Annotated in this window: 17 protein-coding genes; 13 read left to right on the top strand and 4 right to left on the bottom strand. The window is 40.8% G+C overall.

From position 1 onward, the window contains the following. Positions 1–7: 7 nt before the first annotated feature. Both BCY91_RS16280 and porW read right to left on the bottom strand, forming a co-directional pair. A complete protein-coding gene (locus BCY91_RS16280) occupies positions 8–2,254 on the bottom strand; it encodes a penicillin-binding protein 1A (RefSeq protein WP_120183106.1) in 2,247 nt (748 codons plus the stop codon). Then, positions 2,254–5,139 (bottom strand): type IX secretion system periplasmic lipoprotein PorW/SprE, encoded by a 2,886-nt coding sequence (porW, locus tag BCY91_RS16275; RefSeq protein WP_120183105.1) that lies wholly within the window; start codon positions 5,137–5,139, stop codon positions 2,254–2,256. The genes BCY91_RS16280 and porW overlap by 1 nt, the downstream gene beginning before the upstream one ends. A gap of 98 nt (positions 5,140–5,237) precedes the next feature. Here porW and BCY91_RS16270 point away from each other — a divergent pair, with 98 nt between their 5' ends. From BCY91_RS16270 to BCY91_RS16215, 12 genes are all read left to right on the top strand, one after another. After that, complete coding sequence (locus tag BCY91_RS16270) at positions 5,238–6,104, top strand: M23 family metallopeptidase (RefSeq protein WP_245989224.1); 867 nt, start codon at positions 5,238–5,240, stop codon at positions 6,102–6,104. A gap of 9 nt (positions 6,105–6,113) precedes the next feature. Then, entirely contained in the window at positions 6,114–6,548 is a 435-nt protein-coding gene (locus BCY91_RS16265; protein ID WP_120183103.1) for a bactofilin family protein, read from the top strand. Continuing rightward, positions 6,505–6,729: an AtpZ/AtpI family protein gene (locus tag BCY91_RS16260; RefSeq protein ID WP_120183102.1), complete on the top strand. Its 225-nt coding sequence runs from the start codon at positions 6,505–6,507 to the stop codon at positions 6,727–6,729. Before BCY91_RS16265 ends, BCY91_RS16260 begins: the two co-directional genes overlap by 44 nt. A gap of 3 nt (positions 6,730–6,732) precedes the next feature. After that, positions 6,733–7,122, top strand: a complete 390-nt coding sequence (locus BCY91_RS16255) for a hypothetical protein (protein ID WP_245989221.1) — start codon at positions 6,733–6,735, stop codon at positions 7,120–7,122. A 14-nt stretch (positions 7,123–7,136) separates the two neighbouring features. After that, positions 7,137–8,243 carry a F0F1 ATP synthase subunit A gene (gene atpB / locus BCY91_RS16250; protein WP_120183101.1) on the top strand — a complete coding sequence of 369 codons (1,107 nt, stop codon included), beginning with the start codon at positions 7,137–7,139 and terminating at the stop codon, positions 8,241–8,243. 92 nt (positions 8,244–8,335) lie between these two features. Then, entirely contained in the window at positions 8,336–8,554 is a 219-nt protein-coding gene (atpE, locus tag BCY91_RS16245) for an ATP synthase F0 subunit C (protein WP_120183100.1), read from the top strand. A gap of 81 nt (positions 8,555–8,635) precedes the next feature. Beyond that, a complete protein-coding gene (locus tag BCY91_RS16240; RefSeq protein ID WP_120183099.1) occupies positions 8,636–9,130 on the top strand; it encodes a F0F1 ATP synthase subunit B in 495 nt (164 codons plus the stop codon). An 88-nt stretch (positions 9,131–9,218) separates the two neighbouring features. Next, complete coding sequence (gene atpH, locus BCY91_RS16235; RefSeq protein ID WP_120183098.1) at positions 9,219–9,767, top strand: ATP synthase F1 subunit delta; 549 nt, start codon at positions 9,219–9,221, stop codon at positions 9,765–9,767. A gap of 56 nt (positions 9,768–9,823) precedes the next feature. After that, positions 9,824–11,398, top strand: a complete 1,575-nt coding sequence (atpA, locus tag BCY91_RS16230; protein WP_120183097.1) for a F0F1 ATP synthase subunit alpha — start codon at positions 9,824–9,826, stop codon at positions 11,396–11,398. Between the two features lie 98 nt (positions 11,399–11,496). Then, positions 11,497–12,381, top strand: coding sequence for an ATP synthase F1 subunit gamma (gene atpG, locus BCY91_RS16225; protein WP_120183096.1), 885 nt, complete (start codon positions 11,497–11,499; stop codon positions 12,379–12,381). A 135-nt stretch (positions 12,382–12,516) separates the two neighbouring features. Continuing rightward, on the top strand, positions 12,517–13,068 hold the full coding sequence (locus BCY91_RS16220) for a hypothetical protein (protein WP_120183095.1): 552 nt from the start codon (positions 12,517–12,519) through the stop codon (positions 13,066–13,068). Then, the gene (locus BCY91_RS16215) at positions 13,065–13,535 is read left to right on the top strand and encodes a hypothetical protein (RefSeq protein ID WP_147387955.1); all 471 of its coding nucleotides are present in this window, start codon (positions 13,065–13,067) and stop codon (positions 13,533–13,535) included. The genes BCY91_RS16220 and BCY91_RS16215 overlap by 4 nt, the downstream gene beginning before the upstream one ends. Positions 13,536–13,560: 25 nt before the next feature. On the opposite strand, the gene BCY91_RS16210 is transcribed toward BCY91_RS16215, so the two are convergent. Then, entirely contained in the window at positions 13,561–13,845 is a 285-nt protein-coding gene (locus BCY91_RS16210; RefSeq protein ID WP_120183093.1) for a hypothetical protein, read from the bottom strand. Positions 13,846–13,940: 95 nt separating this feature from the next. Then, complete coding sequence (locus BCY91_RS16205; protein WP_120183092.1) at positions 13,941–14,255, bottom strand: HPF/RaiA family ribosome-associated protein; 315 nt, start codon at positions 14,253–14,255, stop codon at positions 13,941–13,943. A 221-nt stretch (positions 14,256–14,476) separates the two neighbouring features. Here BCY91_RS16205 and BCY91_RS16200 point away from each other — a divergent pair, with 221 nt between their 5' ends. Continuing rightward, the gene (locus tag BCY91_RS16200) at positions 14,477–15,892 is read left to right on the top strand and encodes a L,D-transpeptidase family protein (protein ID WP_245989219.1); all 1,416 of its coding nucleotides are present in this window, start codon (positions 14,477–14,479) and stop codon (positions 15,890–15,892) included. Positions 15,893–15,899: the final 7 nt, after the last annotated feature.

Genomic DNA, 15,899 nt, shown 5'->3' with positions numbered 1-15,899 from the left:
AGCATTTCTAAAATCCTAAGCGTTCATCGGGACTAGCACCGCCCGTTTCACCGGTTTTTGGCGACTCGGTGTTTTGATATTGGTTGCAGTCTAATGTAATGGTGAGTCCATTGGCCGGCGCTTGAAAGTCCACGTTTTTCTTGATGCCCAATTCGCTATCAGCATAAACTTTTTTCATAAACAGCGCGAAAATCGGCAAAGCAGTGTTTGCGCCTTCACCCAAATTGGTGCTTCTAAAATGTATTGCCCGGTCTTCGCAACCGGTCCAAACGCCAGCTACCAGTTGTGGTGTAATGCCCATAAACCAACCGTCGGAGTTGTCGTTGGTAGTACCTGTTTTACCACCTATCGGATTGGTTAGGCCATATCTGTAACGCAGCCTTACGCCGGTACCTTGCTCAACAACGCCTTTCAACATATAAGTCATTACGTAAGCGGTTTGTTCATTTAAAGCTTGTACCACTTTAGGTTTGCGCTCATACAAAACATTCCCGTTTTTGTCCTCAATTCTGGTAAGGTAAATTGGCTCTGTCCAAACGCCGTGGTTTACAAAGGCACTGTATGCACCTGTCATATCGTAAACAGAAGCCTCAAAAGATCCCAGGGCGATAGAAGGGTAGGGCGGTACGTCAGACGTAATTCCCATTCTTTTAATTAGCGTTGCCACCGCCGTTGGGCCAACCTGCTGCATTACCCAAGCGGTGATAAAGTTTTGAGAGTTTGCCAATGCTTTACGTAAGGTCAAAAATCCCGGAATAGAACCATATCCGCGCGGTGTCCAAGGCTCGCCATAGCCGGTAACCGTATATGGCACGTTTTCTACTTGGTAGCACGGCGAGTAACCATTATCAATCCCTACGGCATAAGTGAAAGGCTTCGCAGTTGAACCTACCTGGCGTGTGCCCATCTTCACTTGGTCGTATTTAAAATGTTCAAAATCAATTCCGCCTACCCAAGCACGCACTTCACCATTTTGCGGATCCATTGCCATCATCGAGTTACGTAAAATCATTTTGTAATACTTTATCGAGTCGATAGGGCTCATCGTAGTATCGATATTTCCTCGCCAGCTAAAGATTTCCATTTTTACGGGCTCGTTAAAATTGGCTTTGATTTCTTCTTCGGAAAGGCCTTCTTCTTTCAAGGCGGCGTACCTGTCAGAGCGTTTCATGCCCTGCACAATCAGGTTTTCGTTCCCTTTAAACGCATTTCTGCCTTTCCAATGTGCGTTAAATTGCGCCTGCAACTCTTTCATGTATTCGCGCTGTGCCTGCTCGGCGTAAGCTTGCATTTTAGAGTTAATGGTGGTGTAAATTTTTAAACCGTCTCTGTCCAAATCGTAAGCACTGCCATCTGCTTTTGTAATGGAAAGTTTGGCTAAAGTTTTTTGGATATCTTGTTTTAACACCGCACGGAAGTAGGTTGCCAAACCTTCGTTATGGTTGGTTGGTCTAAAGCGCAACTCTAGTCCTTTTTCTTTGGCAGACTGATACATTTCTTCGGTGATGAAATGCTCATCGCGCATTTTGCTCAAAATCAGGTTTCTCCGACCTAAAGCACGCTCTGGGTTACGTGTTGGCGAATATAAAGTGACACCTTTTAAAATACCTACAAGGGTTGCAGCCTGCGGAGCGCTTAATTTTGCGGCCGTGGTATTAAAATAGGTACGCGCCGCGGCTTTAATTCCAAAAGAATTGTTTCCAAAGTCGACCGTGTTGAGGTACATGGTAATAATTTCTTCTTTGGTATAATTGCGTTCTAACTTAATAGCTACAATCAGCTCGCGCAACTTCTGCGGAATACGCTTAAAAACAGATCTGGCACGCCCTTCCTCAGAAAATAGGTTAAGGGCCAGCTGTTGCGTAATGGTACTACCTCCTTGCTTTTTGCCAATCAGGTTATAAAAAAAGATGGTGAACGTTCGTTTAAAATCTATACCCGAGTGGTCTTTAAACCTTACGTCTTCGGTAGAAATTAAAGCGTTAATCACGTTGGGCGATATGTCTTGATAACGGATATTTGACCGATTTTGCACAAAATAATTCCCCAGCTCTGTTTTATCCTCGGTATAAATGATAGAGGCTTGGTTGCTTTTAGGGTTTTCCAAATCACGGAATGAAGGCAATTCTCCGAAGAGACCGAAAGACGTTGCCATTAACACCAAAGCAATAAATGCGATGAGTCCTGCCAGGCACTTCCAAAATATTTTGTTGTATCTGCTGATGTCAGCCTTTGTTAGCGTGTTTTTTTGCATTATTTTGTTGGACTAATAGATTTGAGATATTGCTCTACGGCAGATTTATCAGTCAGTAATTTTAAGTTATCTTCAGAAACAATAAAGGTTTGATATTGGGTGGTTTGCCCTTCCATAATCTCCGGCATGTTCTTTTTAAGCTCGTCAAGCACTATTTCGGTTTGTTCTTTAGTAATAAACGTACCGCTGATAATGATAAACTTCTCCGTTCCGCCAACTACGCGGATTACCAATTTTACTTCTGAGGGGTCAAATTTAGAATAAAAATATCGCGATAGCTTAGAAAAAGGCTGTGCAATATTTTGTTTCGGGTCCGATATGTTGATAACGATTAAATGCCTTTGCCGTTCATTAGTGCTAAAAACCAAAGCAGCAGGTTTTTCGGCCACGGTTGGTGTTGCAGGTTGTGGCGTATTGCTGTTGGTAATTATAGGTTCTACCGGTTGGGCTTTGGTTAACTCTTCGGTTGCTTTTGCGGTTTTGTTGTAGGTTCCTTGGATATCATCCATATCCGGTGCCGGCGCATTTACAATTGGAGCTGGGTTTTGCGCTACCACCACAGGTTGGGTTTGCGCTGGCGGATTAGCAGGTTTTGCCGTTTCTGTAGTTTTTTGTAAAACTGGCTCTGGCTCTTGTTTAAAACTGTACTGCGGTTGCGGATAATTATAACTGTTATAATCATGATCTAACAAAGCGGTGTTTCGCTGGTCAAAAAGCGCGCGGTTAGTTTGGATGATCGAAATTTGGCGTGTGGCCAAAGGCGTAATACTTTTATCTTCAGGATAAAGCGTAACAATTTGGTTTAAGCTGGTTAAAAAGGCCGGTGTTTTTTGGGTGTGGCCAATGGCTAAAGCTTCAAGATAAGCGAAATTTGGCTCCAGCTCTGCCAAGCCCGTATAAGACGATTTTAAAGCGTTAATTTCATTTAAGGTTTCAACGTACTTTTTATCCTGATACAGCTTGTACACCTTTGCATAATCATTTTTGGCCTGCTGTAAACGCAATTCGCGGTCTTTGCCAAAATCTGGATTGCCAATCGCTTTTGCATAAATGCTATTTGGAAATTCGCTTAACAGCTTCTGTTTATAAATTTGAGCCTGCTCGGGATGCTCTGCAGATGCCAAACGATAAAGCTGGTAGTACACATTGGCCGCGTTCCTGTCGTTCGGGAAATTTTCTATCACCGCCCTAAAAGCTTCAACGGCTTCATTATCGTCTTTAAGTACATCTTTATAAAACAAAGCGATTTCATATAAAGCGGTGGCAATTTTTTGATGGCTCTGCGCTTTAGCTTCGTCCGAGTAAGGGATACTTCTGGTCAACTGCGATTTAATCGAATCGCGATTGGCGACCATATTAGGCGTGGCATCTGCATCCGCACCGTTAAACGGATCCAAACCTTTATCTACCGCTGCAACTGCATTATCCGAGCTCACCCGCCAATTATCGGTCAATTTGCGGTTACCCCAACGGCGTTTAAAGGCGCTTAAACCCTGGCTTAAGGCTAAATCGTTATAAAAATAAAAAGTACCTGCGTTTTTGTTGCTGGCGGAGTAGTCGCTAATGCTTTGTGTTTGATAGTTGGCAGCGCCGGTGCTTTCAACTTTTTTGTTGCTTACCAAGCTAGCATTGTAAACGGAGTCAACACGTTGTTCCAATTCTTCATCGCTTAAATTGGCTAAACGCAGGCCTTCTCTTTCATTTTCAATAGTGGTTAACCGTTGCGCCAAATATTGCAGATTTTTGGCTTTGGTGGCAATAGTGTTGTAACCGGGATATTCTTTTGGTAAAAATTGCAGGGTGCTATCGTAATACAACTGTGCTTTGGAATAATCTTTCAGCGACTCAAAATTGAGCTCGGCCAAGCGCAGGTAACTCAAGCCTTTTTGCTTTACCGTACCCGGGGCGGTGTGCGCAGCCGTAGTATAATATTGGCTGGCTTGTTTGAAATTGCCTTCTTGCTGGTAAGCTTTGGCAATTTGATAGTAGATTTGATCTTTAAATTGGCGGTTTTTATCTTCACGCAAGAGCTTTTTTAAGGTCGCAATTTTATCAAAATCTTTTCCCTCCGCATTTTCACTGATCCTTATTTTGGAGAGGTTGGCATTAAAAGCCATTTCAAATGCGGCATTACTGCGTGCCACTTTATCATAGTTGGCGGTGGCGCTTTCGGTATCGCCGTTAAGTTCTTGCAGTTGTGCCAGTATATAACGCCATCTTATTTTTTGGTAGGCGTTTTTTGTGGCGTTAACCGCAGTTTTCAGTTTCGCAATGGCGGTTTGCGCATCATTATGTACAATGGCCAATTTTGCCTGCATGGCGGCTACTTCTGCTTTTTTGTACTTGTAATTTAAAGCTGCGGCCAGTTTCATTACCGAGTCTGCATCGGCAACCAAATCTAAAGCCAAATCACTTTTTACCTGCCCTAAATAGGCGTCCAGCTTGTTTTTTTTCTCGCGGGTAAAAGTTTGGCTTACGTAGCTGTAATATTCTATCGCATTATAATAATCGCGTTTTAGGTACTCGGCATCGGCCAAAAGCAAATAAGCGTCATCAACCCAGTTGCTTTCGTATTTTTCTGTGGCGATGATGTTTGCCCGTTTAATTACCTCGTCTAAATTTTGTGTTTCATTGGCGGCTGCGGCCGGATTTGGAACGGGAAAAATTTCCAGTAGCTGGCTAAAATCATCTTCCTGCGCATTTTTTATAGCTAACTGGCTCTCTCCTAAAGATTCTTTGGCGTTGAAATAAATGTTGTAATGCGCCGTTAAATTTTTCATGAACTTAACCTTAGGCTTGTCTTTTTTTGCTTTACAAGCGACAAAACATAAGGCTAATACACTAAAAAAAAGGATATACAGGTTTTTGAGTAATATCTTCAACACTTTAATTTTGATGTTCGGGAAATAATACGGACAAATTTATTTTATATTGCCGGCTTTGAAGCAATAAAGATATTAATTACGCAAAGAATTAGCGATTGATGGCTAAAAGAAAAAAGCTTGTAGACAAACTGAAAGAAAAATACAAGCTGGTAATTTTAAACGATGATACCTTTGAAGAAAAGGCCTCTTTTAACGCGTCTTTATGGTATTTGATTATTGGCGCGGTGGCTTTTGCAATCATCTTAATCGTACTAACCCTAATCACCATCCGCTTCACACCGCTAAAAGAATATGTTTATGGCGTAACGGATCCGGGATCCAAAAAGATAATTATTGAAGCCTACAGCAAGGTGGATTCTTTGCAGATGTTGGCCGACGCAAACAAAGTGTACTTGGAAAACATTAAGAATATTATAAATGGCAAAGTGCCCGGAGAAAAACAGGCCAAACCCGTAGGCGATAAAACCAAAGCCAGCGACAGCATTAAGCTAAACCAAAAAATTTCTAAAGAAGAACGCGAGTTGCGAAAGCTGATAGAGTCTGAAGGGAAATTTGATTTGAATGAGAACAGCGCACCGGTAAAATCCGGCATCGCCTCCTACTCTTTTTTTAGTCCGGTACATGGCAAAGTTACCGATGAGTTTGACCCTAAAATACAGCATTACGGCGTTGATGTTGCCAGCAGGCAAAATGAAAGCATTAAAGCAACCTTAGACGGTACTGTGTTTTTTTCCAATTTTACCTCAGAAACAGGCTACGTTATCGCTATACAGCACAGCAACAATTTGGTCTCCGTTTATAAACACTGTTCTGTATTGTTAAAAAAAGTTGGTAGTTTCGTTAGGGCAGGTGATGTTATTGCTATTGTAGGCAACAGTGGTGAGTTTACCACTGGTCCGCATTTACATTTCGAACTGTGGTTTAACGGTACTGCTGTTAACCCCAAAAACTATATACCTTTTTAAACTAATAACATGTTTGGAAATAAAAAAGCAGAAAAATTGAGTGGCGAACAAAAAGCGGGTTCTATTAATATTATAGGATTAGGGACCGAGATTGCCGGAGATTTAAGCACAAAGGGCGATATCCGCATTGACGGTAAAATCACGGGCGACGTAAAATCAAAAGCCAAAGTGGTGGTAAGCGGCAGTGGCGAGGTGATTGGCAATATCCTATCAGAAAGTGCGGAGATATCCGGGAAAATCACCGGCGACGTAAACACCAGCGAGGTTTTGTTTTTAAAATCAACCGCTACATTAAATGGCGATGTTTTTTCGAACAAATTGGTGGTAGAAAGCGGCGCCAACTTAACTGGACGTTGCCAAACCGGCATCAGCCAAACAAAATCAATTTTTACCAAAAACGATGGAGCAGAAGAAACAGCCGGAAAACGGGAAGCGTCCGCTTAATGCCTATGTGAAATACTCGGCCCTGGGTTTTCAGATGATTGGCATTATCGGTGCATTTACTTTTGCAGGCTATAAGCTAGACCAGTCGCGCGAAAGCGCTACGCCTATATATACCGCTATCTTGAGTTTGGTGGGTGTGGCCATAGCATTGTATTTTGTTTTTAAAGGAATAAACAAATAGGTTTTGAGTATCCAAAAATTTGCGCTCTATTATATCTTACTATTAGCGCTATCATCTTTCGTTTACTGGGCGCTTAACCAATATCTTTTTCCGCAGACGGCCTTGATCCCCTTTTTTTGGTTGGCCTATGCCTATATGGCTTTAATAACTTTATTGGTTTACGGATTGTCTGTTGTGGGCATAAAAATGGGCGGAGAATACCAAAGTACCATCATTTTGGGGGCAATTATAGTGAGGTTGCTGTTAACGCTCTGCTTTTTAATGTTTTACATTTTAAAAGTGAAGGTAGATGCCGTTTTATTTGTGGCCAATTTTTTTTCTATATATTTATTATTTACTGTCTTTGAAATATATTGTTTGTTACGTAACTTGCGCGACCAAATTAGGGAGTAAAAAACACGTAATAAATGTATTTCAGCCACGTTTTGAATTTAAAAAATCACGCTAGCAAAGCTCTAATCGCTCTTTCTTTATTGTTTTTGACGTTCAATTCTTTTGCGATGCAAGAAATTGAGACTGAAAAAACAATTATCGAAGTAGAGAAAGGCCACGTTAATCATGAAGAGAAATTTGATCCAACGGTAACCATTTTAGAGCACATCGGTGATTCTTACGGATGGCATTTATGGGGGCATACTTCTATTCCTTTGCCTATTATACTTATTACTCCCCAAGGTTTAGATGTTTTTTCTTCTGCAAATCTGTTTGACGAGCACCACAATGCCGCACCTTACACCTCTGCAAAATACACCTATTTGTTGGAGGAAAACCATATCAAGATTTTAACCGCAGACGGTCAGGTAGACGAAGCACTTAGCGCAAAAGTTTACGATTTTTCTATCACAAAAAACGTTGCTGCTTTGTTTATCTCGGTTATTTTATTGCTCATCATCTTCGGAAGTATTGCCAGTTCTTATAAAAAACGTACTGGTATGGCACCTAAAGGCTTGCAATCTTGGATAGAGCCTATTATTATCTTCATTCGTGATGATATTGCCAGACCTAACATCGGTTATAAATTTGAGAAGTTTATGCCTTTCTTGCTTACGGTGTTCTTTTTTATCTGGATCAACAACTTATTAGGTTTGGTGCCAATTTTCCCAGGCAGCGCCAACGTTACCGGTAATATTGCAGTAACTTTTGTTTTATCTGCTATTGTACTGGTTATTGTAAACGTAAACGGGAATAAATATTACTGGAGCCACATTTTTAAGCCCGATGTTCCGTTTTGGTTATTACCAATTATGTGGGCGGTAGAAATTATCGGCGTGTTCTCAAAGCCTTTTGCTTTGATGGTCCGTTTGTTTGCTAACATTACTGCCGGTCACATCATTGTACTCAGCTTAATTTCCCTGATTTTTATTTTTAAATCGTTAGCAATCGCACCGGTATCTGTGGCCTTCGTTTTATTTATGGACGTGCTAGAGCTTTTGGTGGCATTTTTACAGGCTTTTATTTTCACGATGCTTACCGCGTTGTTCATCGGAACAGCTATAGAAGAGCACCATCATTAAGAATAAAGAACAAGGAGCAAGGATTAAAGAGTAAGGAAACTCTATTTTATTAGAAACTTTTGTTTAACAATCATATATAAATTAAAACAGTTATGGTAGGTTCAATCGCTGCAATTGGTGCAGGTTTAGCAGTTATCGGTGCAGGTATCGGTATTGGTCACGTTGGTGGAAAAGCAATGGAAGGTATTGCTCGCCAGCCTGAAGCTGCTTCAAAAATTCAGACTGCTATGATCATCGCTGCGGCCCTTATTGAAGGTGTTGCTTTGTTTGGTGTGGTAGTAGCTCTTCTAGGTAACAACGTAGGAGCTTAAGAATTGAAAACAAACTGAAGATTTGACGATTGGTCAAATCTTCAGTTTTTTAAAGAACATTTTAAACAATATCATACAAAAATGGAATTAATAACTCCTAGCATTGGCTTAGTATTTTGGACATTAGTATCGTTTTTGGTGCTTTTGGTACTTTTGAAAAAATTGGCTTGGAAGCCGGTTTTAGGTGCGATACATGAGCGCGAGCGTTCTATCGAAGATGCGTTAAACAAAGCCGAACTGGCCAGAGAAGAGATGGCCCGTTTATCAAACGAAAACGAAGCTTTACTAAAAGAGGCTAGGGCAGAGCGCGACCAAATTTTGAAAGAAGCGAAAGAGCTTAAAGATAAAATTGTTGCAGAAGCAAAAAGTGCTGCCCAAGTGGAAGGTGCTAACTTGATTGAGAAAGCGAAAATCGAAATCAACAACCAAAAACTGGCTGCTTTAGACGAAGTTAAAAACCAAGTGGCAACGCTTTCTTTAGATATTGCAGAGAAAGTATTGCGCAAACAGTTTGACGATAAACAAAAGCAAGATGCTTTAGTAAGCGACTTGTTGAAAGATGTGAAATTGAACTAGTATATAGTTTTCAGTTTGTTAGGTTTCAGGCTTATTGGCGTGCATTTCCTAACAAACTAAGCAACTAAATACCAAACCAACTGGAATTATGTCAGAAATAAAAGTAGCATCCAGGTACGCGAAATCTTTGCTTGATTTAGCTTTAGAAAATAACGCTCTAGAAGAGATTAAAGGCGATATGGATCTGTTTGTTAAAACGCTTAGCGCTAACAGAGAGCTGCAAGCGGTAGTTAAAAATCCGATTATCCCTTTGGCAAAGAAAAACGCCATTTTGAAAGCGATTTTCGGTGAAAAAATCAACAGAATCACTGCTTCGTTTTTTAAGATTGTAGTGGATAAAGGCCGCGCCGATATTATATTTGGGACTGCTAAAGAGTTTTTAAACCAATACGACAGATACAAAAACATTGTTACTGCAAAGGTTGTTTCTGCCGCAGAACTCAGCGAAACTGCAAAAACGGAGATTGTAAACAAAGTAAAAGCGGTAACCGGTGGCGAAGTAAAATTGGTTACACGGGTTGACCCGAGCTTAATAGGTGGTTTTGTACTCACCTTAGGCGATAAGCAGTTTGACGCTAGCATTGCAAGCAACTTATCAAAACTGAAAAAAGATTTTGCGCAAAAGGTTGTTGCATAAAAAACGGCGCAAAGCATTAAACAAACGTTAAAAATAAAAATCTTAAATAAATAAAGATGGTAGAAGTAAGACCAGATGAAGTATCGGCAATTTTACGTCAGCAATTGTCGGGCTTTAAGTCAGAAACTGAATTAGAGGAAGTTGGTACTGTACTCCAAGTAGGTGACGGTATCGCCCGCGCTTATGGTTTAACAAAAGTACAAGCAGGTGAGCTGGTTGAGTTTGAGAGCGGTTTGCAAGGTATTGTTTTGAACTTGGAAGAAGACAACGTTGGGGTAGTATTGTTGGGTGCTTCTGACGAGATTAAGGAAGGTGATACCATTAAGCGTACAAAACGTATTGCATCTATCAAAGTAGGTGAGGGTATGTTGGGCCGTGTGGTTAACACTTTGGGCGAGCCTATTGATGGTAAAGGGCCTATCACTGGTGAAACTTACGAAATGCCTTTAGAGCGTAAAGCACCAGGCGTTATTTACCGTCAGCCGGTAACCGAGCCTTTACAAACCGGTATCAAAGCTATTGATGCGATGATTCCGATTGGCCGTGGCCAGCGTGAACTGGTAATTGGCGACCGTCAGACTGGTAAATCTGCGGTTTGTATCGATACCATCATCAACCAAAAAGAATTTTACGATGCAGGTAAACCTGTGTTTTGTATATATGTTGCCGTAGGTCAAAAAGCAAGCACGGTTGCTAACGTTGTTAAAGCGTTAGAAGAAAAAGGCGCAATGGCTTATACTATTGTTGTTGCTGCTTCGGCATCAGACCCTGCGCCAATGCAATTTTATGCTCCGTTTGCTGGTGCTGCTATTGGCGAGTATTTCCGCGATACAGGTCGCCCGGCTTTGATTGTTTATGATGATTTATCTAAACAAGCGGTGGCTTACCGCGAGGTATCTTTGTTGTTAAAACGTCCTCCGGGCCGTGAGGCTTACCCAGGTGACGTGTTTTACCTACACAGCCGTTTGTTAGAAAGAGCAGCGAAAATCAACGCTAACGATTCAATCGCGCAACAAATGAACGATTTGCCAGAGTCTATCCGTTCAATTGTAAAAGGCGGTGGTTCATTAACCGCACTTCCTATTATTGAAACACAAGCGGGTGACGTTTCTGCGTACATCCCTACCAACGTAATTTCAATTACCGACGGCCAGATTTTCTTGGAGTCTAACTTGTTTAACGCAGGTGTTCGTCCGGCTATTAACGTAGGTATTTCTGTATCCCGTGTAGGTGGTAATGCGCAAATTAAATCAATGAAGAAGGTTGCAGGTACTTTAAAGCTAGATCAGGCGCAGTACCGCGAGTTAGAGGCCTTCTCTAAGTTTGGTTCTGATTTAGATGCTTCAACCAAATTGGTTTTGGACAAAGGTGCACGTAACGTTGAAATCTTAAAACAAGGTCAGTTTTCACCGGTATCTGTTGAAAAACAAGTAGCCATCATTTACGCAGGTGTTAAAAACCTGATGAGAAACGTGCCTGTTAACAAGGTTAGAGAGTTTGAACAAGAATATACAACGCAATTAGAGCAACGTCATCCAGAAGTGTTGGCCGCTTTAAAAGCAGGTAAATTTGACGATAGCTTAACCAGCGTTTTAGAAACCGTTGCTAAAGAATTATCGGCGAAATACTAATTGAGATTTGAGTATGGAGATATGAGATTTGAGACCCGCTAAGTTGGCCAAAAAGTCATCTCAGGTCTTAAATCTCAAGTCTCATATCTAAATAAACAATGGCAAACTTAAAAGAAGTAAGAAATAGAATTAGCTCGGTAACCTCAACGCAGCAGATTACCAAAGCCATGAAAATGGTTTCGGCTGCAAAGCTAAAAAGGGCTACCAATGCAATTATCCAGTTGCGTCCGTATGCAAATAAACTGAAAGAAATTTTAGCTAATCTTTCTGCAAGTTTAGAAGATGGCGTTTCTGTATACACGCAAGAGCGCGAAGTTAAAAACGTGTTATTGGTGGTGGTAACCTCAAACCGTGGTTTGGCCGGTGCTTTTAATACCAACGTTATCAAAACGACAAATAATCTTATTTCCGAAAAATACAACACTTTCCATACTTCGGGCAACTTGCACATTGTGGCAATTGGTAAAAAGGCGCAAGATTATTACGAAAAGCGTGGCTACAATGTAATTGGCAACAATAACGAAGTGTACAGCGCTTTAAACTTCCAGAATATTTCTGCCATCACCGAAGCCATTATGCAAGGTTTTGTAGATGGTAAATACGATAAAGTTGAGGTAGTTTACAATCAGTTTAGAAACGCGGCAGTACAAATTTTGACTACCGAGCAATTGTTGCCGGTGCCAAAATCTGAAAACGCAACTGATGACAATGCTAGTCGCGTAGATTATATTTTGGAGCCTTCTAAAGAAGAAATTGTAGAAGAATTAATCCCGAAAAACATCAAACTGCAGTTGTACAAAGCGGTGCTAGATTCGCACGCTTCTGAGCATGGCGCAAGGATGACAGCGATGGATAAGGCTACGGATAACGCCGGAGAATTATTAAAATCGTTGAAATTAGCTTATAACCAAGCACGCCAAGCGGCAATTACAACAGAGCTTTCTGAGATTGTGAGCGGTGCGGCAGCATTATCTAACGGATAATTTGCGGGCTTAAGTTCAAGTATAAAAGAAGCCTCTACTGCTTTTGCGGTAGAGGTTTTTTGTTGGCTTACATTTTATCTGCCTTCGCATAATACCACGTAAAACTCAAGCATCAATATTTATCTTCGCCTAAGCATGTTAAAACAACTGGAGCAAAAACTAGCTAAGCCAATGGGCAAAGTTGCCGTTGAAGAGCTGGCGCGCAATTTAGGTTCTGCTGATGAAGCAGTGCTTTTTCTTATAGCGCAAAGCACACATGACAATGATGCAATTGCTTTCCGTGCCTCTTGGGTGTTGGAGCGTGTGCTTTTATTCTATCCTGAAGTTTTTAAAGATTGGATAGGGGAATTTCTAACTACGTATCCGATAGTTAAAGGTTTTAGCGCGCAGAGGCATTACAGTAAAATGCTGTTGATGTTGTATAAAGAAAAGCTCATCAACCAAAGCAAATTTAGCGAGCCACAATTTGAATTATGCCTAGAAGTCAGCTTTGACCGGTTATTAAACCCGAAAACTCCGGTTGCGGTACAGTGCAATATAATGGACGCTATTGCATTGCTTGCTAAACATTATTTGTGGGCTTATGATGAACTGCAGCATATTTTACAACAAAAACTGGTGTCTAATTCACCGGCTTTGGCCGTGCGGGCAAAGAGGTTATTGGCCCAAAAAGATCTTAAAAAATGATGACCATTACAAATGCGAAATCTCTTAAAACAGGAATCAGGGATATTTGTTTAAAGGCTTTACAGCAAAAAGCTAACGATTTGCAGGCCGAGCTTGGTCAACTTCGCGATGGTATTGCTAACGAATCAAAAAGCAGCATGGGCGATAAATATGAAACGACCAGAGAGATGATGCAACAAGAAATCAACCGCGTGCAAAGCCAACTTGCCGGTGTTGCGCAACAGCTTTTCGCATTAAATGCAATTAATTTTGAGAGGGAGTGTACGTTTGCGGAAAAAGGGGCTTTGATAGAAAGCTCGCAAGGTTGTTTCCTAATTGCCATTGCTTACGGCGCTGTTAAAAGCAAAGGGGTTAATTGTTTTGTTATATCGGATGTGGCACCTTTAGCAAAACTGCTATTGCAAAAACAAGCTGGTGATGGGCTTACGTTTAACGGAAAAGCCCTGAAGATTTTTAACGTGTATTAATTGGCTTGCTGCAACAATTTTATTTTTATTGATTTACGTGTTGCGAGCTGCTGATGCGGAACCTAAGTGCCAAGGCTCTAGAAACCTCGTCCATCAAACCTAAATCCAAGTCTTCTGTTGCGTGTTTTTCTGCCAAAGACCACTGGTTGCCGCTTTTTACAAATAGGTAATTTTGTCCGCCCAAAAATACTTCGAGTTCAGATTTTAAGGAAGGTTTATCGGTAAGCACCTGGAAAATCACATCCTGGCGCTGGTAATTGATTCTTAGTAAAACGGGCATTTCGGTGGCGAATATATCGCTCGTATCCAAACTACACCAATATTAATTATTAACAGCTGTTAAGTATCTAGGTTATTGCGTCTTAATTTTTGCACAAAAAAAGAGCGCCGTGGCGCTCTCTACATTTAATTCTTTACTTTGTCTAGCTGATGCTCAATTGCCCGTTTAATTTTCGCCAATCCATCGTGCAATGCTTTCGAAATATCGTCAGACTGTGAACTGATGAATATCGGGTCCAAATTTTCTAGCCGCGCCTCAATGTTGCATTTTTTATCATCTGCGCCAGCTTTTCCGCCTCCGTTTTCATCGCTCAAATGCACCTCAATACGGGTTAGGTAACTGTCAAAGCGTTGCAGTTTTTCATTAAACAAATTATTTACGTAGGTGTTCAACTCCTCTTTTCCTTGAATGTGGTTGTCGGTATTTACTTGGATAATCATAATAAAAAAATTTAGAGATTTAAATCAAATTGTGTACCCAATATTAATGTTGGTATGGCTAAGTTGAAAAAATAAAAGGATCAAAAAAAATGATAGTGGGCATTTAAAAGGCATCAAAGTTGATTTACAGCACAAAATAATGTTGAACCATTTAAAATAGAAAAGCACACATGAAAATAAAGAATTTATTGATGTTGATAGCAGTCACGTGTTTTATGGCAATGTCCTGTTCTAAGGGCAAACACGAAGAATTTGGACGCGATTTAGCCAAAGCTTTTAAAAGTAAAAAGTACAAAGATTTTGACACTACTGCCTATAATGAAGTTTTTAAAGCCGAGTATAAACGGATAAAACCAAACCTGCACGATCCCATCTGGATCAGTAAAATTTACAAAGAAGAAGATAAGGGTTTAACGCTTTTAGGCGACTTTTTAGTTAACGGAGAGCTGGACACCCTGCACCAATATTTTTTGAATGCTAAATTTCACGGACTTAATCCCGATTATTTCCACGCAGATAAAATCACGGCGCTACTGCGCGATGTAAAAACCAAAAAGTTTAAAAAGGTAGAAGATAGCTATCCTTTGTTGGCCCAACTGGAGCTTTATAGCGCCGACGGCTTAATAAATTACGCCGGTATTTTAAAATATGGTGCAGTAAACCCTAAAACTGTGCTTAGCCGTTATTATGTGGATGTAAAACGTCCCCAAATCATTGAAGCGCAACAAGCGTTGGAGCAATTGGATTTAGGTAAGTTTTTGCGAGATATCCAGCCTAAAAACGGATATTATCAGCGCCTCATGAACCTACTGATTAATGATGTTAAAGCAGATGCTGATAAGAAGCTAACTGCAGATGAAAAACTGAAGATTTATCTGTCTTTAGAGCGCCTGCGTTGGCCTGTTAAAGAATATAAAGGCAAATATCTGTTGGTGAATATTCCAGAGTTTCAGCTTAGGCTGATAGAAAACAACACTACAGATTTTATGATGAAGGTTTGTGTTGGCGAGGCTGGCGGCCATGAAACGCCGATATTAAGCGGAACTATTGATAGGATGCAGGTAAACCCTGTATGGAACATCCCTAAAAGTATAGCAACTACCGAGATTTTAAGCAGCCTTCGCAAAGATCCGTACTACTTGGAAGCAAAAAATATGGTGGCTTATAAAGACGGAGAGCTAGTTAACTCGCCAGATGTAGATTGGAATAATGTCGACATCTCGCAGTATTCTTTTAAGCAAAACCCAGGTGCAGATAATTCGCTGGGGCAAATCAAGTTTATTTTTCCAAATCATTATGCCATTTACCTGCATGATACACCAGCGAAAGCTGCGTTTAACCAAGAAAGACGCGATGTAAGCCATGGTTGTGTACGCGTGGAAAAGCCGATGGAACTGGCATCCTTCCTATTAAATGATAAGGCTAAAACCGATCGAATTATTAAAGAAACACAAGCTGCGGCGCGTGGCGAACAAGTGGATGCCCGTTGGGTAATGGCAAAAAATCCAATCCCGGTTTTTATTTCCTACTACACCGCATGGACCAATGACGACGGCAGCTTAGTAGCTTCTAAAGATGTTTACGGTTATGATAAATTGCTTTTGCCTAAGTTTAAACCCTATATGGCATCTATCTAACAAACCT

The sequence above is a fragment of the Pelobium manganitolerans genome, assembly GCF_003609575.1.
In the GTDB taxonomy this organism is placed as follows: Bacteria; Bacteroidota; Bacteroidia; order Sphingobacteriales; family Sphingobacteriaceae; genus Pseudopedobacter; species Pseudopedobacter manganitolerans.
The sequence above is the reverse complement of the archived record's forward strand: the minus strand, read 5'-3'. Positions and strand labels throughout refer to the sequence as shown.